Source organism: Streptomyces sp. NPDC001927, assembly GCF_053594455.1.
Genome location: NZ_JBSFEN010000019.1, coordinates 10143 through 36599 on the forward strand (window position 1 = coordinate 10143; position 26457 = coordinate 36599).

The window sequence follows — 26457 nt, forward strand, 5'->3', positions numbered from 1 at the left end:
GGGTCAGCGCGCGATACGGGCCAGCAGGCGGCCGGCATCGGCGAGTTCGGCGGGCGTGCCACCGGCGGCCGCGACATAGCCGTCGGGCCGTACGAGCACGAAACCGGCGGCGCGCCGGGGCACATGGACGTGCCCGACCGGCAGCGGGGCCCGCTCCGCCCACGCCCGGCCCCGCAGGGCGACGGCGCCGCCCGCGGGCCCCGTGGTCACGAGCCGGAACCCGGCGGGACCGGCCTCCCGCTCCGCCGGCACCCAGTGCGGCGCCCGCCGGCCGGGGGCGGGCAGCCCGCGCGGCCGCCCGGACCGGGCGGAGCCCGCCGGGGCCTCGGACAGGGTGTCGGGGTAATGGATACGCCAGCCGGCGAGGAGCGGGACGAACCAGCGGCGGAGCACGCCGGTCGCCTCCAGGGAGCTCCACACCGTGTTGCGCACCCGGGCCGCGAACGGGCCGAGCATGAAGACCTTCAGGAACCGGTGCGTGATCCGGACGATCTGCTCGGCGGCTCCTCGCCGCTCCGCCTCGTACGTGTCGAGCACGCGCGCGTGCAGCGCGCCGGTGCACACGCCGGACAGCTTCCAGGCGAGGTTGTGCGCGTCCTGGATACCGAGGTTGAGGCCCTGCCCGCCCAGCGGGGAGTGCGTGTGGGCGGCGTCCCCCGCGAGCAGGCAGCGGCCCTTGCGCAGGGCGGCGGCGATCCGCTCCTGGCTGGTGAACCGGCCGACCATGTCGAGGTCCTCGATGGTGATGCCGCCCGGGCCGCGCTCGTCGAGCAGCCGCTGGACGCCCTCGGGCGTCGTCGGGTGGTCGTCGGGGACCGCGCCGGAGACCCTGATCCGGTCACCGGGCATGCCGGCGAAGACCACCGAGCCCGTACGGCCCAGGAAGTAGTGGACCGCGTCCCGCTCGAAGGCCCCGTCGATGCGCCCCTCGGCGAGCAGGAAGCCGGTGGCGACCGGGGAACCGTCGAAGTCGACGCCGAGCAGTTCGCGGACGGTGCTGCGGACGCCGTCGGCGGCGACGAGCCAGTCGGCCTCGATGACCTCCGTGCCCCGCGGCCCCTCGGCCTTCACCGTGACGCCGTCGTCCGCGAGGGCCACGGACGTCACCCGCACGGAGCGCTCCACCCGGCCGCCCGCCCGGAGCAGGGCCTCCTCCAGGAGGCGGCTGGTGTCCTGCTGAGGGAGCATCAGCGGTTCGTTCTCGGCGCCGAGCGCGACCCGCAGGGTGCGGCCGCCGGCCAGGTGGTAGCTGGTCGTACGGATCTTCAGGCCGAGCCGCTCGGCCTCGTCGAGGATGCCGAGCTCCTGGAAGACGCGGAGCGTCGGGGGGTGGAGCTGCACGGCGCGGGAGCCCTGGTGCGGGTCCGCCTGGGCCTCGACGATCCGGGCCGGGACACCCCGCTGCCACAGGGCGCAGGCGACGGCGAGGCCCACCGGCCCGGCGCCCACGACCAGGACGGGGGTGCGGCGCGGGCGCGGCTCTTCCTGTGGTGAGCTGTCCTGCTCGGTCAGGTCCTTGTCGGTCATGCGGACGGCTCCTTCGCCGAGTCGGGGGCGGGCGCGGCGCCGCCGGGGACCGTGCGGTCCCACCAGGTGCGGACGGCGTGCGCGGTGGTGACGGCGTCCTCCTCGATGAGCGAGAAGTGGTCGCCGGGGACCGTGACGGCCTCGTGCCGCCCCGGCCAGACGGACCGCCAGGCGTCGTCGGCCGGGAGGGCATCCCCGGGTACGGGGCGGTCCGGGCGGACGAGGAGGACCGGGGCCTTGATGTCGGCGGGCCGCCAGTCGGCGAGGAGGTCCAGGTGGGCGGCCATGGCGGTGACCCGCTCGGAGCCGAGCGGCTCGAACTCGGCGAGCCGCAGGGCCATGCCCCGCATCAGCGCCGGTCCGACGGCGGTGAGTTCGTCGCTGCCGGGGACGTACGTGTCGAGCAGCACCAGCGCCTCGGGCAGCACGCCGTCCGCCTCCAGGAGGGCCGTGACCGCGTGGGCGAGGACGCCGCCGGACGAGTAGCCGGCGAGCGCGAAGGGGGCCCCGTCGGCGCGGCGGCGCACCGCCTCGGCGAGGGCGGCGGTGAGCGCGTCGAGGGACGCGGGCAGCCGCTGCCCGCCGGCGAAGCCGGTCAGGCTCAGCGCCGCGACCTCCTGCTCGCCGCCGAGGCCCGCCGCGAAGCGGGCGAACTGGTGCGGCCCCGAGGTGGCGAGCACGGTGGGCAGGCAGATCAGGACGGGCCCCCGGCCGCCGGAGGTGATCAGCACCGACTCGGGGATGTCGTCGGGTCCCGGCTCCTCGAACGCGGCACGGGCGGCCACCGCTTCGGCGAGCGGGCCCGCGAAGGCGTCCGCGCGCCCGTCGGCGGCGACGGCCGCCAGGTACCGGGCGGCGAGCCCGTCCGCCGGATCGCCCGCTTCCTCCTCACCGGTCCCCGGAGCGAACGCGTCGGACAGGAAGGACGCGAGGCTGTCGGGTGTGCGGTGGTCGAGGACGAGGCGGGCGGGCAGCTTGGTCCCCAGGACCTTCTCCAGGCGGGTCCGGAGCGCCACGGCGCCCACCGAGTCCATGCCGAGTTCGAGGAAGTCGCGGCGGGCTTCCACGGCCTCCGGGGTGTCGTGCCCGAGGAGTTCCGCGATCTCGGCGCGCACCAGGCCGAGCAGCAGCGCGTGGCGCTCGGCCGGGCTCGCCCCCTGGAGCTTCGCGAGCTCCGCGGCGGCCCGGTCGCGGCCACCCGCGCCCTGGCCCGCGGCGCGCGCGACCTCGGGGACGAGGCCGAGGAACGGTTCGTGCCGCCCGGCCACCAGCACCCTCAGATAGGTGTCCCAGTCGATGTCGGCGAGGACCTGGGTGGGCGTGTCCGCGTCGAGGGCCCGGCGCAGCGCGGCGAGGGCTCGCCGCGGGGCGAGCGGCGGCAGGCCGCGCCGCGTCAGGCGCTCGCGCCGTGTCGCCGCCTCGGCTGCCGCCTCCGGCTCGGCGGGCTCCTCGTCCCACACGCCCCAGGCCAGCGAGGTCGCGGGCAGCCCGTCGGCGCGGCGCTGTTCGGCCAGCGCGTCGAGGTAGGCGTTGGCGGCGGCGTGCCCGGCGAGACCGAGACCCGCGCCGAGGACGGCGGAGACGGAGGAGAACAGCACGAAGGCGGCGAGCTCCCGCTGCCGGGTCAGTTCGTGCAGGTGACGGGCGCCGAGGGTCCTGGTGCGCAGGACGGTCGCGAGCCGGTCGGTGGTGAGGGTGCCGAGGGCCTCCTCCTCCAGCAGCCCGGCGGTGTGGAAGACGCCGGTCAGCGGCGCGTCGTCGGGCAGCCCTTCGAGCAGCGCGGCGAGCGCCTCGCGGTCGGCGGGGTCGATCCGCGCGACGGTCACCCGTGCGCCCGACTTCTCCAGGGCGGCGACCAGTTCGGCTTCGCCCGTACCGTCCTCGGAGCCGTCCGCGGTCAGCAGCAGGTGGGCGGCTCCCTCCCGGGCGAGTTGGCGGGCCAGGTGGGCGCCGGGCCCGCTGGTGCCGGCCGTGACGAGGACGGTGCCGTGGACCGTGGGCACGCCGGAGGCGGTACGGGAAGGGGTGCGCGGGGCGCGGACGAGCCGGCGGGCGAAGAGCCCGTACGGCCGGACCGCGAGCCCGCTCTCGTCGACCGAACCGGCGAGGACCGCGGTGAGCCGGAGCAGGTCGCGCCCGGTGGGCTCCTCGGGCAGGTCGACGATCCCCGCCCACAGGTGCGGCACTTCGAGCCGGGCGACCTCGCCGAGGCCCCACACCTCGGCCTGCGCGGGCTCGTCGACCCGGTCGGCGGCGCCGACCGCGACGGCGCCCCGGGTCACCGACCACACCTGGCGGTCGAGGCCCGCGTCGGACACGGCCTGGAGGAGGAGCAGGGTCCCCGCGAGGCCCTTCGGCAACGCGGGGCGGGCGGTGTCGGCCGTGCTGTCCAGCGGGAGCAGGGACAGCACCCCGGCGGGCGGGTCCCCCGCGGTCGCGGCGCGCAGCCGCTCGGTGAGCTCCGCGCGGCTGTCGTCGGCGGCCACCATGACGAGGGAGGGGCGGGCTCCGCCCGCCTCCAGAGCGCCGACAACGGCCCTGACCAGCGGAGCGTCCGGGGCACCTGCTGGCAGGGCGACCAGCCAGTGTCCGGTGGGCCCGGCCGTGAGGGGATCGCCGGCGGCGTGCCAGGTCACCCGGTAGCGCAGCGACTCCAGGTCCGCGTCCGCGCGGCTCTCGCGGCGCCAGGAGGCGAGAGCCGGCAGGACGGCGCCGAGCGGCCCGGCGTCGACGCCGAGGGTGGCCGCGAGGGCTTCGAGGTCCTCGCGTTCGACGGTCGCCCAGAACGCGGCGTCGAGGGCGTCGGCGGGCGCGGTGGTGTCCGGCCCGGTGGCCCCTTCCACCCAGTAGCGGCGGTGCTGGAAGGCGTACGTCGGCAGTTCGGTACGGCGGCCGCTGCGGCCGGCGAACGCCGGGGTCCAGTCCACCGGGACGCCGCCGACGTGGAGTTCGCCGAGGGTCGTGTAGAAGCGCTGCAGGCCGCCCTGGTTGCGGCGCAGCGTGCCGGAGACCAGCAGTTCGGCCCCGGCGGCCTCGGCGGTCTCCTCGACGCCGAGGGTGAGCACCGGGTGGGCGCTGGACTCGACGAAGACGTCGAACCCGTCGGCGAAGAGCCGCCGCAGCACGGGTTCGAAGGCGACAGGGCGCCGGCAGTTCTCGAACCAGTAGGCGGCGGTCAGTTCGGATCCGTCGAGCACCTCGCCGGTGACGGTGGAGTAGAGCGGGACCCGCCCCGCCTGGGGCCGTACGAACTCCAGCAGGTCCGCGATGCGTTCGCGCAGGCGGTCGACCTGGGGGCTGTGCGAGGCGACGGTGGCCGGGACGATCCGGGCCCGGACCCCGTCGGCGCCGAGCGCGGCGACCAGCTCCTCCAGCGCCGCCGTCTCGCCGGCCACGGTCACCAGACGCGGGCTGTTGAGGCCCGCGACGGTCAGCCGTTCCCCGTACGGCGCGAGCCTCGGCTCGAGTTCGTCCCGGGAGAGGGCGACCGAGGCGACGGCTCCCCGGCCGACGAGTTCGTCGGCGAAGAGCTGCGAGCGCAGCACGATGAGCCGGGCGGCGTCGTCGAGGGTCAGCGCGCCGGTGACGGCCGCCGCGGCGATCTCGCCCTGGGAGTGGCCGACGACGGCGTCCGGTTCGACGCCGTGGGAGCGCCACAGCTCGGCCAGGGACACCATGACCGAGAAGAGCACGGGCTGGACGATCTCGATGCGTTCGAGGGAAGGGGCGCCCTCCCGCTCGCGGAGCACGTCCTCCACGTCCCAGTCGACATGGGCGCCGACGGCACGGGCGCAGGCGCGCAGCCGGTCGGCGAAGACGGGCGAGGTGTCGAGGAGTTCGACGGCCATGCCCGTCCACTGGGAGCCCTGGCCGGGGAAGACGAAGACCGTACGGCCACGGTCCCGGACCACGCCCGCGACGGACGCCGTACGGGCCTCGCCCTCGGCCAGGCCGGCAAGCCCGGCCAGGACGCTGTCCGGGGTGGAGCCGAGGACGACGGCACGGTGGTCGAGGCCGGTCCGGGTCGTGGCGAGCGCGTGGGCGACGTCGGCGAGGTCCTCCTCGGGGCGTGCCTTCAGGTGGGCCGCGAGCCGGGCGGCCTGGGCGCGCAGCGCGTGGGGTCCGCGCCCCGAGACGAGGAACGGCAACACGGGCTGCTCGGGGGCGGGTTGGGCTTCGGCGTCCACGGATTCGACAGCGGGTGCCTGCTCCAGAACCACGTGCGCGTTGGTCCCGCTCATGCCGAACGAGGAGACGGCCGAGCGGCGGGGCCGGCCGGTCTCGGGCCACCCGCGCTGCTCGGTGAGCAGCTCCACACCGCCCGACTCCCAGTCCACGAACGGTGTCGGCTCGTCCACGTGCAGGGTGTGCGGGAGCACCCCGTGCCGCATCGCCATGACCATCTTGATCACACCGCCCACGCCGGCGGCGGCGAGCGTGTGCCCGATGTTGGACTTGAGCGACCCCAACCACAGCGGCTCACCGACCGCCCGGTCCTGCCCGTAGGTCGCGAGCAGTGCCTGCGCCTCGATCGGGTCACCGAGCCGGGTCCCCGTCCCGTGCGCCTCGACGGCGTCGACATCGCGAGGCGCGAGCCCCGCCTCGGCGAGGGCCCGGCGGATCACCCGCTGCTGGGACGGTCCGTTCGGAGCGGTCAGGCCGTTCGACGCACCGTCCTGGTTCACCGCCGTGCCGCGTACGACCGCGAGGATCCGTCGCCCGTTGCGTACGGCGTCCGACAGCCGCTCCAGTACGAGCACGCCCACGCCCTCGGCCCAGCCCGTACCGTCCGCGGACGCGGCGAAGGCCTTGCAGCGGCCGTCGGAGGAGAAGCCGCGCTGGCGGCTGAAGTTCACGAACTCGGTGGGCGTGGCGAGGATCGTCACGCCGCCGGCGAGCGCGAGACCGCACTCGTCGCGGCGCAGCGCCTGCACGGCGAGGTCGAGGGCGACCAGGGAGGAGGAGCAGGCCGTGTCCACGGTGACGGCCGGCCCTTCCAGGCCGAGGGTGTACGCCACCCGGCCGGAGACCACGCTGCGCGCGGCGCCCGTCATCCGGTACCCCTCGATCTCGCCGGGGGCCTGCTGGAGGGTGAGCTGGTAGTCGTCGGTGACACAGCCGGCGTAGACACCGGTACGGCTGCCGCGCAGCGCGGCCGGGTCGATCCCGGCCCGCTCGAACGCCTCCCAGGACACCTCCAGGAACTGCCGCTGCTGCGGGTCCATCGCGAGCGCCTCGCGCGGCGAGATCCCGAAGAACTCGGCGTCGAACTCGGCGGCCTCGTAGAGGAAGCCGCCCCGGGTGGTGACGGTCCGGCCGACCCGGTCGGGGTCGGGGTCGTAGAGGTCCTCGTCCCATCCCCGGTCGGTCGGGAAGCCGCCGATCGCGTCGGCGCCGCCCTCGACCACGCGCCACAGGTCCTCCGGTGAGCGCACCCCGCCGGGGAACCGGCAGGCCATCCCCACGACGGCGATGGGCTCGTGGCGCCGGTCCTCGGTCTCCTTGAGGCGGCGGCGGGACTCGGTGAGCTCGACGGTGACGCGCTTCAGATAGTCGCGGAGCTTGTTCTCGTCAGGTGTGGCGTTCATCCGTTCCTCGCTCTGGGGGGAAGGGTCGCGCTGATGTCGGGTGGGGCGGGGGCCGCTGCGACCGGGGCCGGTCGGGGTGCCGGGGTCGGCCGGGTCAGCCGGGGCCGACCAGGCTCAGCCGGTGCCGAGTTCGCTGTCGATGAAGGCGAAGATGTCGTCGTCCGATGCCGCGTCGAGGCGTGCGGCGACACCGGCCGCCGGAGCCTCCGCGTCCTGGTCGGCGAGGCGGCCGATCAGGGACTGGAGGCGGGTGCCGATCCGGTCCCGTGTGCCCCGGTCCGGGGCGACCTCGTCCAGCAGGGCCTCCAGACGGTCGATCTCCTGCTCGATGTCCGTGCCCGGCTCCTCCGGAGCGAGCTCGGCGCGCAGGAGCGCGGCGACGGCGGCGGGGGTCGGGTGGTCGAAGACGAGCGTCGCGGGCAGCCGCAGACCGCTCGCCGCGCCCAGCCGGTTCCGCAGGGTCACGGCGGACATCGAGTCGAGCCCGAGGTCCTTCAGGGCCTTGCCGGCGGGCACGGCCTCGGGCCCCGAGTGGCCGAGGACGACGGCGATCTCGGCCCTGACCAGCTCGGTCAGCAGATGGTCCTGCTCGGCCGCGGACCGTCCCGCGAGCGACGCCCGCAGGGTCTCGGCCGCGCCCTCGGGGGCCCCGGAACCGCCCGCGGCGGGCTCCTCCAAGGCCTGTACGGCCTCGGGCAGCGCGCGCAGGAGCGGACTGGTCCGCACGGCGCCGAGGGCCGGGGCGAACCGCTCCCAGTCCACGTCGGCGACCACCTGGCCGGCGTGCGCCCGGCCGACGGCCTCCAGCATGGCGTCCAGGGCCCGCTCGGGGTCGAGTTCGGCCAGGCCGAGGCGGCGGAGCTGGTCGCGGCGGGCCTGCTCGGCCGCCGGGTCGGCCGTGGCGTCGGCGGACACAGCGGTGTCCGCCCAGACGCTCCAGGCCAGCGCGGTCGCGGTACGGCCACCTGCGCGACGGTGGTCGGCGAGCGCGTCGAGGTGGGCGGTGGCCGCACCGTACGCGCCCTGGCCGCCGCTCCCCCACACCCCGGCGACCGACGTGAACAGGACGAAGGCGTCCAGGTCTTCGGCGTCGCCCTCGGCCAGCAGCTCGTGCAGGTGCGCCGCGCCGGCCACCGTGGCGCTCACCGTACGGGCGAACTGTGCCGCGTCCGTCTCGGTCAGCGCGGCCGCGCCCAGTTCGGCGGCGGCGTGGACGACGGCGGTGAGCGGCCGCTCCGCCGGTACGGCGGCGAGCAGGGCGGCCACCGCGGCCCGGTCGCCGAGGTCGCAGGGGGCGACGGTCACCTCGACACCCAGGGCGCCGAGTTCGGCCACGGTCTCCTCGGCGCCGGGGGCGGTGGTCCCGGGGGCGTGGGTGAGCACGAGGTGCTCGGCGCCCAACTCGGCCAGGCGGCGGGCGACCCGCGCGCCCGTGCCCCACGTGCCCTCGGTGACGAGGACGGTGCCGCGGGGCGTCCAGGCGGAGTCGCCCGGACGGCCTGCGGTGGCGCGCACCAAGCGCCGTACGAGCGTGCCCGCGGGCCTGATGGCAACCTGGTCCTCGTCGGCGGGGGCGGCAAGCACGGCCGCAAGGCGGCGCAGGTCGTCCGCGCCCGGCGCGGCCGGGAGGTCGACGGCCCCGCCCAGCAGCCGCGGGTGCTCCAGCGCGGCGGTCCGGGCCAGGCCCCACACCTGGGCCTGCGCCGGGTCGGTGGTCAGGTCCTGGCCGCCGGTGCCGACGGCGCCCTGGGTCAGCAGCCAGAGGCGGGGCGCGGCGGTCTCCCCTGCCGAGGCGGCGATGTCGGCGCAGGCCTGGATCAGGAGCAGGCTGGCGGTGGTTCCCCGGGTGACGGCCGGGTGGTCGTCGAGCGGGGTGGTGTCGAGGGCGAGCAGGGACAGGACTCCCGCGACCGGGGCGCCGTCCGCCGCCTCGGCTTCGCCCGCGGCTTCGGCTTCGGCTTCGGCGAGCTGTCGGGCGACGGACGCCCGGTCCGCCCGCGCCGGATCGACGACGACCCGGACCGGGTGGGCGCCCCGCGCGGCCAGGGCGGTCGCGATCTCGGCCGCCAGGCCGGTGGCGGCGGAAGCCGGGGGCTCGACGACCAGCCAGGTGCCGGTGAGTTCGGTGTCGTCGAGACCCTCCGCGGGCCACCAGACGGCGCGGTAGCGCCAGTTCTCGACGGCGGAGCGCCGGGCGCTGTCCTCGCTCCACTCGGCGAGGGCCGGTACGACTCCGGCGAGCGCGTCGGCCGTCTCCGGGCCGAACAGGTCCCGCAGGCCGTCGAGATCCCGCTCCCGCACGGCGGACCAGAACTGCCGCTCCGGGCCGCCGCCTTCGCCGGTCCCGCCGTCCAGGGGCGTGGTGGGGGTGTGCTTGGTGTGCTCCAGCCAGTACCGCTTGTGCTGGAAGGGGTACGTGGGAAGCTCGGCCTTCCGGGCGTCGGCGCCCGCGTACAGCACCCGCCAGTCCGTCTCGACCGCGCCGCTCGTGTAGGCCTGCGCCATCGCCTCGGCGAGGGTACGGGCCTGGGGCCGACCGCGCCGCTGGGTGGCGATCAGCAGGGGGGCGACGGGGTCGGAGACCGGAGCCTCGGCCGCTGCATCCGCGTCCAGGCCCTCCTGCGCCATGGCCGTCAGGACGGCGTCCGGCCCCAGTTCCAGGCAGGTGGCGACGGACTGGGACCACAGGGTGCGCAGACCGTCGTGGAAGCGTACGGCTCCTCTGATGTGGTCGGCCCAGTACTCCGGGGAGCACGCCTCCTCCGCGGTGAGGAGGCGGCCGGTGACGTTCGAGACGATCGGCACGGTCGGCGCGGAGAAGGTCATCTTGCCGGCGACCGCGCGGAACTCGTCGAGGATCGGGTCCATGTGGGGCGAGTGGAAGGCGTGGCTGACCGTGAGCCGACGGGTCTTCACCCCCCGCGCGCCGAGCTCCTCGGCGATGCCGAGCACCGCGTCCGTGTCGCCGGAGATCACCACGGACCCCGGCCCGTTGACGGCGGCGACGGCCACCTCGTGCTCCCGGCCCGCGAGCAGCGGCGCGACCTCGGCCTCGGAAGCGAGGACGGACACCATGGCGCCGTTCTGCGGGAGCGCCTGCATCAGCCTGCCGCGCGCCGCGACCAGCGCTGCCGCGTCGGCCAGCGACAGGACGCCCGCGACATGGGCGGCGACCAGCTCGCCGACCGAGTGCCCCATCAGGACGTCCGGGCGCAGGCCCCAGCTCTCCAGGAGCCGGAACAGCGCCACTTCGTGCGCGAACAGGGCGGTCTGGGTGAAGGCCGTGCTGTTCAGGAGGTCGGCGGTCTCGGTGCCTTCCTCGGCGAACACGACCTCGCGCAGCGGACGTTCGAGCAGCCCGTCCACGGCGTCGCACACCGCGTCGAAGGCGGCGGCGAACACCGGGTGGGTGTCGTACAGTTCACGCCCCATGCCCGGCCGCTGGCTGCCCTGCCCGGTGAACAGGCAGGCCACCTTGCCGCCGACCCGATCGGCCACGCCCGAGGCGAGCCCGGGGGCGGGGCGCCCCTCGGCGAGGGCGAGGAGACCGTCGCGCAGCTCCGCCGTGTCGGCGCCGAGCACCACCGCACGGTGCTCGAAGGCCGGGCGGGAGGCGAGCGAGAAGCCGATGTCGGCCACACCGGCCAGGTCGGCCCCGTGCTCGGCGAGATGCTCGCGCAACCGCCGGGCTCCCGTGGCGAGCGCGCCCGGGCTCTTGGCGGAGAGGACGAGGGGAAGGGGCTGCTGCGGCGGCGCGGGGGCCTCAGGAGCACCGTCGGTCACGTCGACCGGCGCCTGCTCAAGGACCACATGCGCGTTGGTCCCGCTGATCCCGAACGACGACACCGCCGAACGGCGGGGCCGACCCGTCTCGGGCCACGCACGCTGCTCGGTGAGCAGCTCCACGCCGCCCAACTCCCAGTCCACGAACGGCGTCGGCTCATCCACATGCAGCGTGCGGGGCAGCACCTTGTGCCGCATCGCCATGACCATCTTGATCACACCACCGACACCGGCGGCGGCCTGCGCATGCCCGATGTTCGACTTGAGCGACCCCAACCACAGCGGATCGCCCTCTGCCCGGTCCTGCCCGTACGTCGCGAGGAGTGCCTGAGCCTCGATCGGATCACCCAGCCGGGTCCCGGTCCCGTGCCCCTCCACCGCATCCACCTCACGCGCGGAGAGCCCGGCCTCGGCGAGCGCCCGGCGGATGACCCGCTGCTGGGAGGGACCGTTCGGAGCGGTCAGCCCGTTCGAAGCACCGTCCTGGTTCACCGCCGTACCCCGCACCACAGCCAGCACCCGACGCCCATTGCGTACGGCATCCGAAAGCCGCTCGACCACGAGCACACCCACACCCTCGGCCCAGCCGGTGCCATCCGCCGACGCGGCGAACGCCTTGCACCGCCCGTCCGCCGACAACCCCTTCTGCCGACTGAACTCCACAAACGTGCCCGGCGACGACATCACCGTCACCCCACCCACCAACGCCAAGGAGCAGTCCCCCTGGCGCAACGCCTGCACCGCCATGTGCAACGTCACCAGCGACGACGAGCACGCCGTGTCCACCGTCACCGCCGGCCCCTCAAGACCGAACGAGTACGCGATCCGGCCGGACAGCACGCTGGCCAGGCCTCCGGTCAGCCGGTAGCCCTCGACGCCCTCCACCAGGTCGTGGAGGGGCGGACCGTAGTCGTAGTACATCTGCCCGGCGTAGACACCGGTGGTGCTGCCCTGCAGATCGGCGGGGTCGATCCCGGCCCGCTCCAGCGCCTCCCACGACACTTCGAGGAACAACCGCTGCTGCGGGTCCATCGCCAACGCCTCACGCGGCGAAATACCGAAGAACTCAGCGTCGAACTCAGCAGCCTCATGCAGGAAGCCACCCTCACGCGCGTACGACGTCCCCGGACGCTCAGCCTCCGGGTCGTACAACTCCTCCAGATCCCACCCACGATCCACCGGGAACCCAGACACCGCGTCCCGACCCGACTCCACCAACCGCCACAGATCCTCGGGCGAAGCCACCCCACCCGGATACCGGCACCCCATCCCCACGATGGCGATGGGTTCCTGGGCCGCGTCGGTCAGCTGCCGGTGCTCCTTGCGGAGCCTGGCGTTCTCCTTGAGCGAGTCGCGGAGGGCGGCGACGAGTTCGTCTGGCGCCGTGTTCGTCATGATTCTCTCCCGTTCGGAACGTGTCAGGCTTCGGAGCCGGCGCGGGCCATGCGGATGAGGGCATCGACGTCCATGTCGTCGATGTCTTCGGTGACTTCGGGGTCTTCGCTCGCCTGAGTGGCGTCTTGGTCGCCGCCGGTGCCGGTCTCCTGCGCGAGTCGGAGCAGGCCGTCGAGCAGTCCTGCCTGGCGCAGGCGGTCGAACGGGAGGGCCGCGAGCAGGCGGCGGACCTCGTTCTCGTCGGGGGCGTCGGCGGAGGCCGTGGACGGTTCGGGTGCCAGGACGGTCACCAGGTGGCCTGCGACGGCCTCCGGGGTCGGGTAGTCGAAGACGAGCGTCGCGGAGAGCCGCAGCCCGGTCGTCCGGCCGAGCCGGTTGCGCAGTTCGACGGCGGTCAGCGAGTCGAGGCCCAGCTCCTTGAAGCCCCGCTTCACGTCGACGGAGTCGCCGCCGCCGTACGCGAGGGTTCCGGCCACCTCGGCGCGGACGAGGTCCAGGAGCAGCTGCCGCCGCTCGTCCTCGGTGCGCCCGGCCAGGCGCTCGGCGAGCGTGGGTCCCGCGGCCGGTCCTGTGGACGGGCCCGCGGCCGCGGCCGCCCTGTGGGCCGTGGGCCGGACGAGGCCGCTGAGCAGGGGCGGGAGCCCGGCGCCGAGCGCGCGGAGCGCGGCCGGGTCGATCGGCAGCGGTACGGCCGCCGCCGTGTCGAGCCGCAGGGCGGCGTCGAACAGCTCCATGCCTTGCTCGGCGCCGATCGCGACCATGCCCGTGCGGGCGAACCGGTCGCGGTCGGCGGCCGAGAGGCCGGCCGCCATGCCGCCGTCGGCCCAGGGGCCCCAGGCGAGCGAGGTGGCGGGGAGGCCCTGGGCCCGGCGGTGGTGGGCCAGGGCGTCCAGGAAGGTGTTGGCCGCCGCGTAGTTGGCCTGGCCGGCGCCGCCGAGGAGGCCCTGGATGGAGGAGTAGAGGACGAAGGCGGTCAGCGGTGTGTCGCGGGTGGCTTCGTGCAGGTTCCACGCGGCCTCCGCCTTGGGCCGGAGTACGCGTTCCATGCGCTCGGGCGTCAGCGATTCGAGCACTCCGTCGTCGAGGACTCCGGCCGCGTGCACCACCGCCCGCAGCGGGCGGTCGGCCGGAATCCCGGCGAGCAGCTCCGCCAGGGCCTTCGGGTCCGCGACGTCGCACGCCGCTACGGAGACCTCCGCACCCAGCTCCGTCAGGTCGTCCCGCAGGGCGGCGGCGCCGTCGGCCGCGAGCCCCCGGCGGCCGACAAGGAGCAGGCTCCGTACGCCGTGCCGCTCGACGAGGTGGCGGGCGAGGAGGGCGCCCAGTGCACCGGTGCCTCCGGTGACGAGGACCGTGCCGTCCGGGTCCCACGGGCCGGTGTCGCCGTCCGGGACCACCGCGCGTTCGAGCCGCGGCACGCGCGGGGCGCCGGAGCGGATGGCCACCTGCGGTTCGTCCGTGGAGAGCGCGGTGGACAGCGCTTCAGCGGCTACGGCCTCCGCGTCCACGTCCACGTCCACGTCCAGGTCGACCAGGACCAGCCGGTCGGGGTGCTCGGTCTGCGCCGCGCGGAGCAGGCCCCACACGGCGGCGTTCGGCAGGTCGTGCACGTCCTCGTCGGGCGCGGCGGCGACCGCCCGGCGGGTGACGACGGCCAGCCGGGACTCGGCCAGCCGCTCGTCGGCCAGCCAGCTCCGTACGACGGAGAGGGCCCCGTGCACGGCATCGCGTACGGCATCGGCGTCGGCGTCACCGCCCACCCCGCCGGTCAGCGGCAGCACCGCCACGGCGGGCGCGGGCCGGCCGGCGGCGACGGCGTCGCCGAGGGCGGCCACATCGGCGAACCGTTCCGCCGCGGGCAGCCCGAGCAGGGCCTCGTCGCCGAGGACCGTCCACGGCCCGCGCCGCGTCCCGTCACCGCCCGGGACCGCCGTCCAGGCCGGCCGGAACAGCGCCTCGTGGGCACGGCCCCCGGCCGCCGCCAACTGGTCGGCCGACACGGCCCGTACCGCGAGCGACGCGACCGCGGCGACCGGCGCGCCCGTCGCGTCGGCGAGCTCGATGGTCACCGAGCCTGCCCCGGCGGGGGCCAGCCGGACCCGGGCGGCGGCCGCACCCGTGGCGTACAGCGAGACGCCGCTCCACACGAACGGCAGCCGTGGCTCGCCGGTGCCCGGAAGGACGCCCAGTTCGATGGCGTGCAGCGCCGAGTCGAGGAGGGCGGGGTGCAGGCCGAAGCCGGCCGCCTGTTCCTTCTGCCCGTCGGGCAGGGCGAGTTCGGCGAAGACCTCGGTGCCCCGGCGCCACACGGACCGCAGCCCCTGGAAGGCCGGGCCGTAGGCGAAGCCCTGTCCGGCGAGGTCCTCATACCGTCCGGTCAGCTCCACCGGCCGCGCGTCCCGCGGCGGCCACACCGCCAGGTCGAAGCCCGGGCCGCCCGTCGCCTCGGGCACGAGGGTGCCGCCGGCGTGCCGGGTCCACGGCTCCTCGAACGCGCCGTTCTCGACGCGGGAGTGCAGGGTCACCGAGCGGCGCCCGGAATCGTCGGGGGCGCCGACGGCCACCTGCAGCCGGACCGCTCCCCGCTCGGGCAGCACCAGGGGCGCCTCCAGGGCGAGTTCCTCCAGGTGTCCGGCGCCCGCCTCGCCGCCGGCCCGTACGGCCAGCTCCACGAAGGCGGTGCCCGGCAGCAGCACCCGGCCGAGGACCGCGTGGTCGGCGAGCCAGGGGTGGGTCTTCAGCGAGATGCGTCCGGTGAAGAGCGTCTCGTCGGCGTCGGCCCGGGTGAGCACCGCGCCGAGCAGGGGGTGTTCGGCCGGCGCGAGCCCGGACGCGCCGAGGTCTCCGGCCGGACGGACGGGCATGGCCCAGTACCGCTTGCGCTGGAAGGCGTACGTCGGCAGGTCGGCCGGGCGCGCCCCCGAACCGCCGAGTTCGGTGTCCCAGGACGGTCCGGCGTCGCGCACCCACAGCCGGGCGAGGCCCTGTGCGAGCGCGAGGCCGTCGTCGCGGTCCTTGCGGAGCAGCGGTACGAACTCCACCTCCGCCTCCCCGTCCGAGACGTCCGGGACATCCGAGACGTCCGATACGCAGTCCCGTCCCAGGGCCGACAGCACGCCGTCGGGCCCGAGTTCGACGAAGGTCGTGACGCCCGCGTCGCGCAGGGTGCCGACGGTGTCGGCGAAGCGGACGGCCTCGCGCACGTGCCGGACCCAGTAGCCGGGCGAGCACACCTCCTCGGCCGGGATCACCTCGCCGGTCACGTCGGAGACGATCGGGATGACCGGCGCCGCGTAGGTCAGGCCCTCGGCCACAGCACGGAAGTCGTCGAGCATCGGGTCCATGTGGGGCGAGTGGAAGGCGTGGCTGACCGTCAGGCGACGGGTCTTCACCCCACGCGCGCCGAGGTCACGGGCGATGCCGAGGACCACGTCCGTGTCGCCGGAGATCACCACGGACCCCGGCCCGTTGACGGCGGCGATGGCCACCTCGTGCTCGCGGCCCGCGAGGAGCGGCGCGATCTCGGCCTCGGGGGCCAGGACGGACACCATGGCGCCGTGCTGGGGAAGCGCCTGCATCAGCCTGCCGCGCGCCGCGACCAGCGCGGCCGCGTCGGCCAGCGAAAGAACGCCCGAGACGTGGGCGGCGGCCAGCTCGCCGATCGAGTGGCCGGCGACGTAGTCGGGGGTGACGCCCAGGCTCTCGGCGAGCCGGAAGAGGGCCACCTCCAGGGCGAAGAGGCCCGTCTGCGTGAACAGCGTCTGGTCCAGCAGCCCCTCCTCCCAGTCGTCGGGGCCGGCGAAGACGACCTCGCGCACCGAGCGCCCGACGTGCCGGTCGAGCTCCGCGCACACCGCGTCGAAGGCCGCGGCGAACACCGGGTGGGAGTCGTACAGCCCCTGCCCCATGCCCGGCCGCTGGCTGCCCTGACCGGTGAAGAGGAAGGCGGTCCGCCCGCTCACCCGCACGCCGGTGACGAGCCGACCGGACACTCCGCCGGCCGCCAGCGCGTCCAGTCCTTCCCGAAGGTCGGCGGCGCTCTCGGCGAGCACGGCCGCCCGGTGGGCGAAGGCGGTCCGCTCAAGGGCAAGGGAGCGCCCGAGGGCCGGCAGGCTCACCTCGTCCAGGGCGTCGAGATGGGTACGGAGGCGGGCCGCCTGCTCCACCAGCGCCTGCGGCGAGGTGGCGGAGAGGACGAGGGGCAGCGGCCGGGGCGGCGCGGCGACCTCAGGACGGCCGTCCGAGACCTCGACCGGGGCCTGCTCCAGGACCACATGCGCGTTGGTGCCACTGATCCCGAACGACGACACCGCCGAACGAAGCGGCCGACCGGTCTCGGGCCAGGCACGCTGCTCGGTGAGCAACGCGACCGCACCCGACTCCCAGTCCACGAAAGGCGTCGGCTCATCGACGTGCAATGTCCGCGGAAGCACCTTGTGCCGCATCGCCATGACCATCTTGATCACACCACCGACACCGGCGGCGGCCTGCGCATGCCCGATGTTCGACTTGAGCGACCCCAACCACAGCGGCTCACCGGCCGCCCGATCCTGCCCGTAGGTCGCGAGGAGTGCCTGTGCCTCGATCGGGTCACCCAGCCGGGTCCCGGTCCCGTGCGCCTCAACGGCGTCCACATCGCTTGCCGAGAGCCCGGCCTCCGCCAAAGCCTTACGGATCACCCGCTGCTGCGACGGACCGTTCGGAGCGGTCAGACCGTTTGAAGCACCGTCCTGGTTCACCGCCGTACCCCGCACCACAGCCAGCACCCGACGCCCATTGCGTACGGCATCCGAAAGCCGCTCGACCACGAGCACACCCACACCCTCGGCCCAGCCGGTGCCATCCGCAGACGCGGCGAACGCCTTGCACCGCCCGTCCGCCGACAACCCCTTCTGCCGACTGAACTCCACAAACGTCCCGGGCGACGACATCACCGTCACCCCACCCACCAACGCCAAGGAGCAGTCCCCCTGACGCAACGCCTGCACCGCCATGTGGAGCGACACCAGCGACGACGAGCACGCCGTGTCCACCGTCACCGCCGGCCCCTCAAGACCGAACGAGTACGCCACACGACCCGAAAGCACGCTCGCCGCGCTGCCGGTCATCCGCTGCCCCTCGGCGCCGCCCTGTCCGGCGTCGCCCTGGTCGCGGAAGGTGAACGTTCCCGCGTAGACGCCGGTGGCGCTGCCGCGCAGCCCGGCCGGGTCGATCCCGGCCCGCTCCAGCGCCTCCCACGAGACCTCAAGGAGCAATCGCTGCTGCGGATCCATCGCCAACGCCTCACGCGGCGAGATCCCGAAGAAGTCAGCGTCGAACTCGGCCGCCTCATGCAGGAAGCCGCCCTCGCGTGTGTACGACGTCCCGGGGCGCTCAGCCTCCGGGTCGTACAACTCCTCCAGATCCCACCCACGATCCACCGGAAATCCCGAAACCGCGTCCCGACCCGACTCCACCAACCGCCACAGGTCCTCAGGCGACGCCACCCCACCCGGATACCGGCACCCCATCCCCACGACGACGATCGGGTCGTCCTCGGGGGCGGCGGGGCCGGACGTGGTCCGGAGGGCGGCCGTGGAGTCCTCGGGCGCACCGAGGAGTTCGTCGCGTACGTACCGGACGACGGCGTCGGTCGTGGGGTGGTCGAAGATCAGCGTGGCCGGGAGGCGGAATCCTGCGGTCGTACTCAGCCGGTCGCCCAGCTCAACGGCCGTAAGGGAGTCGAACCCGAGCTCTTTGAAGGTGCGTACGGTGTCGACGGCGTCGGCCGAGGCGTACCCCATGACAGCGGCGACATCGGTACGGACGGCCTCCTCAACCAGCCGCTCGGCCGCCTCCCGGGACAGTCCGGCGACCCGGCCCGCGAGCCCGGCCGCTCCGGGCGCGACGGCCGCCCCCGGCCGCGTCGCGGTCGTGTCCGCCGGGGCGACGTCTTCGCCACGGGCCACCGCACGCCGCCCGCTGCCCGGCACCAGCAAGGTGCCGTCGCGCAGGGCGATCTCCGGCTCACCCGAGGCGATCGCGGCGGGCAGCGCCCGCAGCGACTCCCGCGCGCTACCCAGGTCCAACAGGCCTACGCGGTCCGGGTGTTGGGCACGCAGGTCGCGAAGCCGGCCCCACAGCCTGCTGCCGGCCGGGTCCGGCACGCCGTCCTCGGCCCCGGCGGAGACGGCGCCGCGCGTGACGCACACCAGGCGGGCCCCGGTGAGGCGGTCGTCCGCGAGGCAGGCGCGCACCTGGTCGAGGATCCGGTCGGCGTCGGAGCGCTCCTCGCCGGCCTCGGGCTCAGGCTCGGGCTGACGTACGGGGCACGGTACGAGGATCACCTCGGGCGCCCCGGCCTGCGACGCGGCCGCAGCCAGGGTGGTCACGTCCGGGTGGACGGTCACGCCTCCGGTGGCGGTGGTGAGGGCCGTGACCAGGCCGAAGTCGTCGTGGCCCGCGAGGGCCCACAGGCCGGCCGGTTCCTGCGCCTGAGCGAGGTCCAGGGGGCTCCAGGCGCCCCGGGAGAGCGCGTTCGGGGCTCCGCCGGCGGGCGTGGGCAACCAGTAGGAGCGGCGCTGGAAGGCGTACGTCGGCAGGGGCACCCGGCGCGCCCCCCGGTCGGCGGCGATCCGCTCCCACGCCACGGTGGCCCCGTGCGTGTGGACGGCGGCGAGTGCGCCGAGCAGCGCGGGCACCTCGGGCCTGCCGCGCCGCGCGGTCGCGGCGAACACGGCCCCGTCCCGGTCCGGCAGGCAGTCGCGGCCCATCGCCGCGAGGACCGCGTCCGGCCCGATCTCCAGGAAGAGGCGCACGCCGCGTTCGGCGAGCGCGCCCATGCCGTCGCGGAAGCGGACGGCCTCGCGGGCGTGCCGTACCCAGTACTCGGGCGTGGCGATGGACTGGGCGGCGACGGTACGGCCCGTCAGGTTGGACACCACGTCGATGCGGGGCGCCCGGTAGTCGAGGCCGGCCGCCACCTCGCGGAAGGCGTCGAGCATCGGGTCCATGCGGGGCGAGTGGAACGCGTGGCTGACGCGCAGCCGGGTGGCCTTGCGCCCCCGGCCCCGCCACAGTTCGGCGAGGTCGAGCACGGCGTCCTCGTCGCCGGCGAGCACGGTGGCCAGCGGGCCGTTGAGGGCGGCGACGGAGACCCTGCCCTCAAGCCCTGCGAGGGTGGGCAGCACCTCTTCCTCGGAGGCCTGGACGGAGACCATGGCCCCGCCCTCCGGCAGCTCCTGCATGAGCCGGCCGCGCGCGGCGACGAGGGCGGCGGCGTCCTTGAGGGAGAGGACCCCGGCGCAGTGGGCCGCGGCGATCTCGCCGACGGAGTGGCCGACGACGACGTCGGGGGCGAGACCCCAGTGGGTCAACAGGCGGAAGAGCGCGGTCTCGTAGGCGAAGAGCGCGGGCTGGGTGTACGCGGTCCGGTGCAGCGGCCCGGCGTCCGCCGGGTCCTCTTCGGTTCCGGTCCCGAACATGACCTCGCGCAGCGGTCGGTCGAGGTGCTCGTCGAGCAGGTCGCAGACCTCGTCCAGGGCCGCGGCGAACACGGGGTACGTGTCGTACAACTCGCGCCCCATACCGACGCGTTGGCTGCCCTGCCCCGTAAAGAGGAAGGCGAGTCCACCGGGGCGGACGGTGCCTGTCGTCGCGGTGGCGGGGTTGGTCCCGGCGGCGAGCCCGGCGAGCGCGGCCCGCGCCGCGTCGGGGCCTTCGGCGAGGACGAGGGCCCGGTGCTCGAAGTGGGTGCGGGTGACCGCCAGCGAGTGGGCGACGTCGTCGAGGCGCTGCTCGGGGTGGGCGTCCAGGTGGGCGAGCAGGGCGTCGGCCTGAGCGCGCAGGGCGTCGGGGGTACGACCGGAAACAGCGAGCGGGAGGGGTACAGAGACCGACGGCAGCGCCCCCTCCTGTCCCTCCTGCTCCACGACCGTCCCCGGATCGGCCAGAACGAGGTGGCAGTTGGTACCGCCCATGCCGAACGACGAGACACCCGCGAGAAGCCGACCGTCTCCGCCCGAGCCTCCCTCCCCGTCTCCGCCCTCCAGAGGGCTGAGGCGGTCGTTCACCCGCAGCCGGAGGTCGTCGAGAGGGATGGCGGGGTTGGCGGAGCGGAAGCCGAGGCTCGCGGGGAGGGCGCGCTCCCGCAGGGCGAGAACCGCCTTGATGAGGCCCGCGATGCCCGCGGCGCCCTCCAGGTGGCCGATGGTGGGCTTCACGGAGCCGACGAGCAGCGGAGTCCGGGCCGCCCGGCCGCTGCCGTGCCCGAGGACGGCGCCGACCGCGGCCGCCTCGATGGGGTCGCCGAGGGGGGTGCCGGTGCCGTGCAGCTCGACGAAGCGGACGGCGGCGGGATCGACGCCGGCCCGCTCGTAGGAGCGGCGCAGCACCTCCTCCTGGGCGGCTCCGTGCGGGGCGGTGAGGTTGTCGCCGCCGCCGTCGTTGTTGACGGCGCCGCCCAGGACGAGACCGTGGACGGTGTCGCCGTCGGCGCGGGCCCGGCTCAGGGTCTTCAGGACGACGACGCCGCCGCCCTCGCCCCGTACATAGCCGTTGGCGCGCTCGTCGAAGGTGTACGTACGCCCGTCGGGCGACAGCGCGCCGAACCGTTCGGCGACGGTGAAGCCCTCGGGAACCAGGTTCAGGCTCACCCCGCCCGCGAGGGCCAGCTCGGAGTCGCCCTTGCGCAGGCTCTCGCAGGCGAGCTGGACGGCGACGAGCGAGGAGGACTGGGCGGTGTCGACGACGAGGCTGGGGCCGCGCAGACCGAGGACGTAGGAGACCCGGTTGGCGATGATGCCCCGGCTGACGCCGGTGATGGTGTGGTGGGTGACGGCGTCGGAGCCGTACTCGTGGACCAGTTTCGCGTAGTCGTCCCAGATCGCGCCGACGAAGACACCGGCCCGCGCCCCCTGGAGCGTGCCCGGGACGACGCCGGCGTTCTCCAGCGCCTCCCAGGCGAGTTCGAGCATGAGGCGCTGCTGCGGGTCGATGGCCGCCGCCTCCCGCGGGGTGATCCCGAAGAACTCGGGATCGAACGCGTCGACACCGTCGAGGAATCCGGCCGGCCGGGAGACCGCCCCGGCCGGGAGGCCGGGACGGTCGTCGGGCGACCGGTCGGACACCGCGCTCTCGCCGGCCGTGAGCAGCCGCCAGTACGCCTCGGGCCCCGCCGCTCCGGGGAAGCGGCAGGCCATCCCGACGACGGCGATGGGCTCCTCGGGCACTGCAGTGTCCATGGTGTGCTCGTCCTTTCCGTGGTCGCGCGGGCACGCTGAAGGGCGCGGCGAGGGTGTGCTGAAGGGAGGTGAGGGAGCGAAGGAGAACAGAACAGAACGGAAGAGGAGCCTCAGCCGTACGCGTAGAAACCCCGGCCGGACTTCTTGCCCAGCAGACCGCCGTCGACCATGCGCAGCAGCAGCGGCGGGGGCGCGTACAGGGGCTCCTTGAACTCCTCGTACATGGCCTGCGCGATGGAGACGGTGGTGTCCACGCCGATGAGGTCGACAAGACGCAGCGGACCCATGGGGTGCGAGCAGCCGTGGACCATGCCGTCGTCGATGACCTGGGCGGTCGCGAGGCCGGAGTCGAGCATCCGGACGGCGGAGAGGAGGTACGGGAAGAGCAGGGCGTTCACGACGAAGCCGGCCCGGTCGGGGGACTTGATCGGCTTCTTGCCGAGGACGTCCTTCACGAAGGCCAGGGACCGCTCGCTCACCCGCGGTTCGGTGAGCACCGAGTCGACGATCTCGACCAGCGGCATGACCGTTGCGGGGTTGAAAAAGTGCATGCCGAGCACCTGGCCGGGCCGGCTGGTGGCGCCGGCGAGCCGCACGATGGGCAGCGAGGAGGTGTTGGAGGCGAGGATCGCGTCCGGGTCGGTGAGGATCTTGTCGAGGGTGGCGAACAGCTCCAGCTTCAGCGGCTCGTCCTCCTTGATCGCCTCGATCACGAGCTGCCGGTCGGCGAGTTCGCCGAGGTCGCGGGTGAAGGAGACCCGGTCGAGGGCCGCGTCGCGCTCCTGCTCGGTCAGCTTGCCCTTGGCGACGCCCCGGTCGAGGGACCGGGTCAGCCGCTGGGGTCCGGTGACGAGGGAGTTGGCGGAGGACACCTGGACGATGACGTCCAGTCCTGCTCGGGCGCACAGTTCGGCGACGCCGCTGCCCATGATGCCGCTGCCGACGATGCCGACGCGACGGATGGCGGGGTCGGCGCTCGCGGTCGTGGCAGTGGCAGTGGCAGTAGTGGTCGTACTGGTACTGGTGCTGATACCGCTCTCGGTCATGCTCCGGTCCCCCAGGTCAGAAGTGCCGCTCCGATCGACATGCCGCCGCCGAATCCGGCGAGCAGCACCAGCTGTCCCGGGGACAGGGCCCCGCTGCGATGGGCGTCGTCGAGAGCGACGGGAACCGACGCGCTGCCCACGTTTCCGTACTTGCGCAAGGTGCGGTGGGTCACGGCGCGGGTCAGGCCCGCGCGCTCCACGACGTCGCTCAGCAGGACGCCGTTGGCCTGGTGGGGCACGAAGTGGTCCACTCGTGCGAGGTCCACGCCGGTGCGCCGGGCCAGCCCGCCGAGCGCCTGCGGGACGTGGTCGGCGACGAAGTCCCGTACGCCTCGGCCGTCCATGCGGAAGAAGTGGCCACCCTCGGCGACGGTGGCCTCCGAGGCCGGGTTCCGGCTGCCGCCGGCTTCGACCCGGATGAGGCCGTGGGCGTCGCCGCGGCTGGCGAGGTCGACGCCGATGATCCCGTACGGGGCGGGTACCGCGCCGACGACGGCGGCGCCCGCGCCGTCGGCGAAGAGGACGGCGGTGCGGCGGTCGTCGAAGTCGAGGATGCGGGAGTAGAGGTCGGCGCCGATGACCAGGACCCGGCTGTCGGGTGCGGCGGCGACGAGGCAGCGGGCCAGTTCGAGGGCGTAGACGAAGCCGCTGCAGACGACGTTGACGTCGAAGCAGGCGGCGTTGACGGCGCCGAGGGCCGTCTGCACGAGGTAGGAGGTGGGGGGCTGGGGGAAGTCGCCGGTCGATGTGGAGACGATGAGGTAGTCGAGTCGGTCCGCGGCGAGCCCGGCCTGTTCGAGGGCGTTCTCGGCGGCGCGCACGGCCAGGTCGGAGGTGGCCTCGTAGGGGGCGGCGTAGCGCCGCGAACGGATCTGGGTCTTCCGCTCGATCCACTCGGGGGTGACCCCGACGCGGGCGGCGATCTCCTCGTTGTCGACCTCGCGTTTGGGCAGGTACGAGCCCGTGGCGAGGATCCCGATCTGTCGGTCCGTCATGTCAGACCGCCGCCGCTGTGGTGGCGCGCAGGGGGTTGATGCGTGCTTCGCCGAGGCGGGCGCGGAGGTCGGGGTCGGTGACGCCGAGGCCCTCCTCGGGTGCCAGGCAGAGCACGCCGACCTTGCCGGTGTGGCGGTTCTCCTGGACGAGCCGGGCCGCCTCGCCGACCTCGGCGAGCGGGTAGACCTCGGAGAGGATCGGGGAGAGGTGCCCGAGCCGGAAGAGCCGGTTGCACTCGGCCTGCTCCTGGAGGTTGGCCGCGTGGCTGCCGACGACGCGCTTCAGGTTCATCCACAGGTAGCGGTTGTCGAAGTGGTGGTCGTATCCCGTGCTGGAGCCGCAGGTGACGACGGTGCCGCCGGGGCGGACGACGAAGACGGAGATGCCGAAGGTGGCCCGGCCGATGTAGTCGAAGACAATGTGCGGGTCCTCGCCGACCTGGCGGCGGATCTCGCGGCCGAGCGCCTTGCCGAGCTCGATCGTGCGTTCCGGGCTGGGGGCGGCGTCGCCGCCGAGCCCGATCTCGGAGCGGTCGATGACGACGTCGCAGCCGAGGCGGCGCAGGAGTTCGGCCTTGCGCGGGGAGCCGACGACGCCGACCGGGATGCCGCCGGCGTTCTTCACCATCTGGACGGCGAAGGCGCCGAGTCCGCCGGTCGCGCCCCAGATCAGCACGATGTCGCCCTGCTTGACGCGGGCGCCCTTGTCGCTGACGAGCATCCGGTAGGAGGTCGCCGCGGTCAGCATGACCCCGGCGGCCTCCTCCCAGGTCAGATGGCCGGGCTTGGGCAGCAGCTGGCTCGCGCGGACGACGCTGTAGTGGGCGAGGCCGCCGAAGTTGGTCTCGTAGCCCCAGATGCGCTGTTCGGCGCCGAGCATCGCGTCGGCGTGGGTGGCCGGCTCCTCGGAGTCGACCTGGACGCACGAGACGACGACGTGGTCGCCGACCTTCCAGCGCCGGACCCCGGCCCCGACCCGGACGACGACGCCGGCGGCGTCGGAGCCGAGGACGTGGTGCGGCAGGTCGTGCCGGGCGGCGTCGCCGCCCTGGCGGCCGTACCGCTTGAGGAAGTCGAACGTGGGCTTCGGCTCGAACGTGGCGGACCAGACGGTGTTGTAGTTCACCGAACTCGCCATGACGGCGACGACCACCTCGTCCGGCGCGAGCTCGGGCATGGGCACCCGCCCCACCTGGAGCGACTTCCGCACGTCCCGGTCCTCGATACCGGCGAACATGTCGACGTCGGCGGCGCGCAGATGCGCGGCCAGGTACTCCGCGGGTAACGCGTGCCGTTCCAGCTCGTCCGGTCCGGCCCCCGCGAGCAGGGCCTCGGCCAGAGCATCCATGTCTCCCCCTCTGTGATGAGCTCGACGCGCACGGCGGCAGCGGCGGACGCGATGCGTCCGCGGGTGCCATGCCGGGAACCTGGGGCTGGACGGGCCCGGCCTCACCGCACTGTGAGCCACCCGACCGCCCCGATAGGCCCGACGGTACGCATCCCGGGCGCCCACCCCCACCCTTAACCGCCCCCTAGCCACGACCCACGCTCCAGGCCCCCGGCAAGGGGGTCCCCCACCCCGACCACTGGGGTGGGACACCCCTGCGCACAGGGGTGGGCCCCCTTCCGACGCGAAGAGGCTCCGCCCCCTGAACCAGTGGCGGAGCCTCGGAGCCGTGTCGGCCACTGCCGATCCATCGTCAGGTCGGCAGGACAGGGGTCGGCCCCGTGGGCGAGGTACGAGCGAGGGGAGAGCGCGCGACGCTCCGAAGGTGACGCGGGACACGGTCACGGATGCGCCGAACGGGGGGTTGGAACGCGCCGCGCGCGCCGCGTCCACCTTTTGCCCAGCCAGGTGTGCTTTCCTGCCTGGGACGGGCCGCGGAGGCCCTTCGGGATCACGTCCGACCAGGGGAAGTGCCTGGTCGCGACGTTTCTTCTCGGTGGGGCGGGTGGGACTCGAACCCACGGCCGACGGATTATGAGTCCGCTGCTCTAACCGGCTGAGCTACCGCCCCTTACCGCGTGGCGCGTACAAGTGTGCGCGCCGTCTGCCGCAGCATAGCCGCTCATACGATCTCCTGCTCCGGATGGTCGGCGTCTGCTGCGCACTCCTCGACCATGAGGACCGCGCAGCGTGGCGCATGGTTCCCGGGCATACGAAAAAGGACCCCTAAGGGTCCTTTTTCTGTTGCTCCCCCGGCTGGACTCGAACCAGCAACCCTCCGGTTAACAGCCGAATGCTCTGCCAATTGAGCTACAGGGGATCGCGCTCCCCCGACTGGACTCGAACCAGTAACCTGCCGGTTAACAGCCGGCTGCTCTGCCAATTGAGCTACAGGGGATTGCTGCGGTTGCACCGAACGGATCCACCTCGGGTGTTCCCGGGCGGCGCGCGCTCGCTGCGACACATACATTAGCGCAAGCAGGGGGGTGCTCCGCCAATCGGTATGCCGTGGGCGCTCGTGGGCACCAGAGAAGCAACAGGGAAGCTCAAGGGAAGGTGGTGCCGCCGTGCGGTACAAGCTGACGTTCGTCGTGGGGCTGGCCCTCGGTTACGTCATCGGGACGCGGGCCGGGCGTGAGCGCTACGAGCAGATGAAGAAGTCGGCCAGGGACTTCTCGCAGAACCCGGCCGTGCGCAACGCCGCCGAGTCCGCGGCGCAGACCGGGCGGCAGTTCGCCGGCAAGGCGTACCACGCCGTGAGCGACAAGGTCGGCGACAGGCTCCCCGCCTCCGTGACCGACCGGATCCACTCCCTCCGTCACCACAACGGTCAGGTGACCGAGGACGAGTGGGGGGTGAGCAACACCTGATCGGCACTCCGAGAGAGCGGTGACCCCGGCCGAAATCGGCACCCCTACCCCGCGCGCGCTCCCCTTACTCCTCCGCGTGCGGCAG

General features: G+C 74.3%; 8 protein-coding genes and 3 tRNA genes. 1 reads left to right on the top strand and 10 read right to left on the bottom strand.

What is annotated here, in order from left to right:
- Positions 1 to 3: 3 nt before the first annotated feature.
- The 10 genes from ACWCO8_RS36370 to ACWCO8_RS36415 all read right to left on the bottom strand — a co-directional run bounded on the left by ACWCO8_RS36370 (position 4) and on the right by ACWCO8_RS36415 (position 25900).
- Complete coding sequence (locus ACWCO8_RS36370; protein WP_451035803.1) at positions 4 to 1527, bottom strand: FAD-dependent monooxygenase; 1524 nt, start codon at positions 1525 to 1527, stop codon at positions 4 to 6.
- Positions 1524 to 7115 carry a type I polyketide synthase gene (locus tag ACWCO8_RS36375; protein WP_451035804.1) on the bottom strand — a complete coding sequence of 1864 codons (5592 nt, stop codon included), beginning with the start codon at positions 7113 to 7115 and terminating at the stop codon, positions 1524 to 1526. Before ACWCO8_RS36375 ends, ACWCO8_RS36370 begins: the two co-directional genes overlap by 4 nt.
- 114 nt (positions 7116 to 7229) lie before the next feature.
- Positions 7230 to 12293: a type I polyketide synthase gene (locus ACWCO8_RS36380; RefSeq protein WP_451035805.1), complete on the bottom strand. Its 5064-nt coding sequence runs from the start codon at positions 12291 to 12293 to the stop codon at positions 7230 to 7232.
- A 23-nt stretch (positions 12294 to 12316) separates the two neighbouring features.
- Positions 12317 to 21514, bottom strand: a complete 9198-nt coding sequence (locus tag ACWCO8_RS36385; RefSeq protein ID WP_451035806.1) for a type I polyketide synthase — start codon at positions 21512 to 21514, stop codon at positions 12317 to 12319.
- Between the two features lie 110 nt (positions 21515 to 21624).
- Positions 21625 to 22560 (bottom strand): 3-hydroxybutyryl-CoA dehydrogenase, encoded by a 936-nt coding sequence (locus tag ACWCO8_RS36390; RefSeq protein WP_451035807.1) that lies wholly within the window; start codon positions 22558 to 22560, stop codon positions 21625 to 21627.
- Entirely contained in the window at positions 22557 to 23555 is a 999-nt protein-coding gene (locus ACWCO8_RS36395) for a 3-oxoacyl-ACP synthase III family protein (protein WP_451035808.1), read from the bottom strand. Before ACWCO8_RS36395 ends, ACWCO8_RS36390 begins: the two co-directional genes overlap by 4 nt.
- Position 23556: 1 nt before the next feature.
- Positions 23557 to 24903 carry a crotonyl-CoA carboxylase/reductase gene (ccrA, locus tag ACWCO8_RS36400; protein ID WP_451035809.1) on the bottom strand — a complete coding sequence of 449 codons (1347 nt, stop codon included), beginning with the start codon at positions 24901 to 24903 and terminating at the stop codon, positions 23557 to 23559.
- A gap of 596 nt (positions 24904 to 25499) precedes the next feature.
- Positions 25500 to 25573 (bottom strand) — tRNA-Ile (locus ACWCO8_RS36405).
- Positions 25574 to 25749: 176 nt separating this feature from the next.
- Positions 25750 to 25822 (bottom strand) — tRNA-Asn (locus ACWCO8_RS36410).
- Positions 25823 to 25827: 5 nt separating this feature from the next.
- Positions 25828 to 25900, bottom strand: a tRNA-Asn gene (locus tag ACWCO8_RS36415).
- Between the two features lie 169 nt (positions 25901 to 26069).
- Between ACWCO8_RS36415 and ACWCO8_RS36420 the strand changes: the two genes are divergently transcribed.
- Positions 26070 to 26372 carry a YtxH domain-containing protein gene (locus ACWCO8_RS36420; RefSeq protein WP_362006241.1) on the top strand — a complete coding sequence of 101 codons (303 nt, stop codon included), beginning with the start codon at positions 26070 to 26072 and terminating at the stop codon, positions 26370 to 26372.
- Positions 26373 to 26457 lie beyond the last annotated feature (85 nt).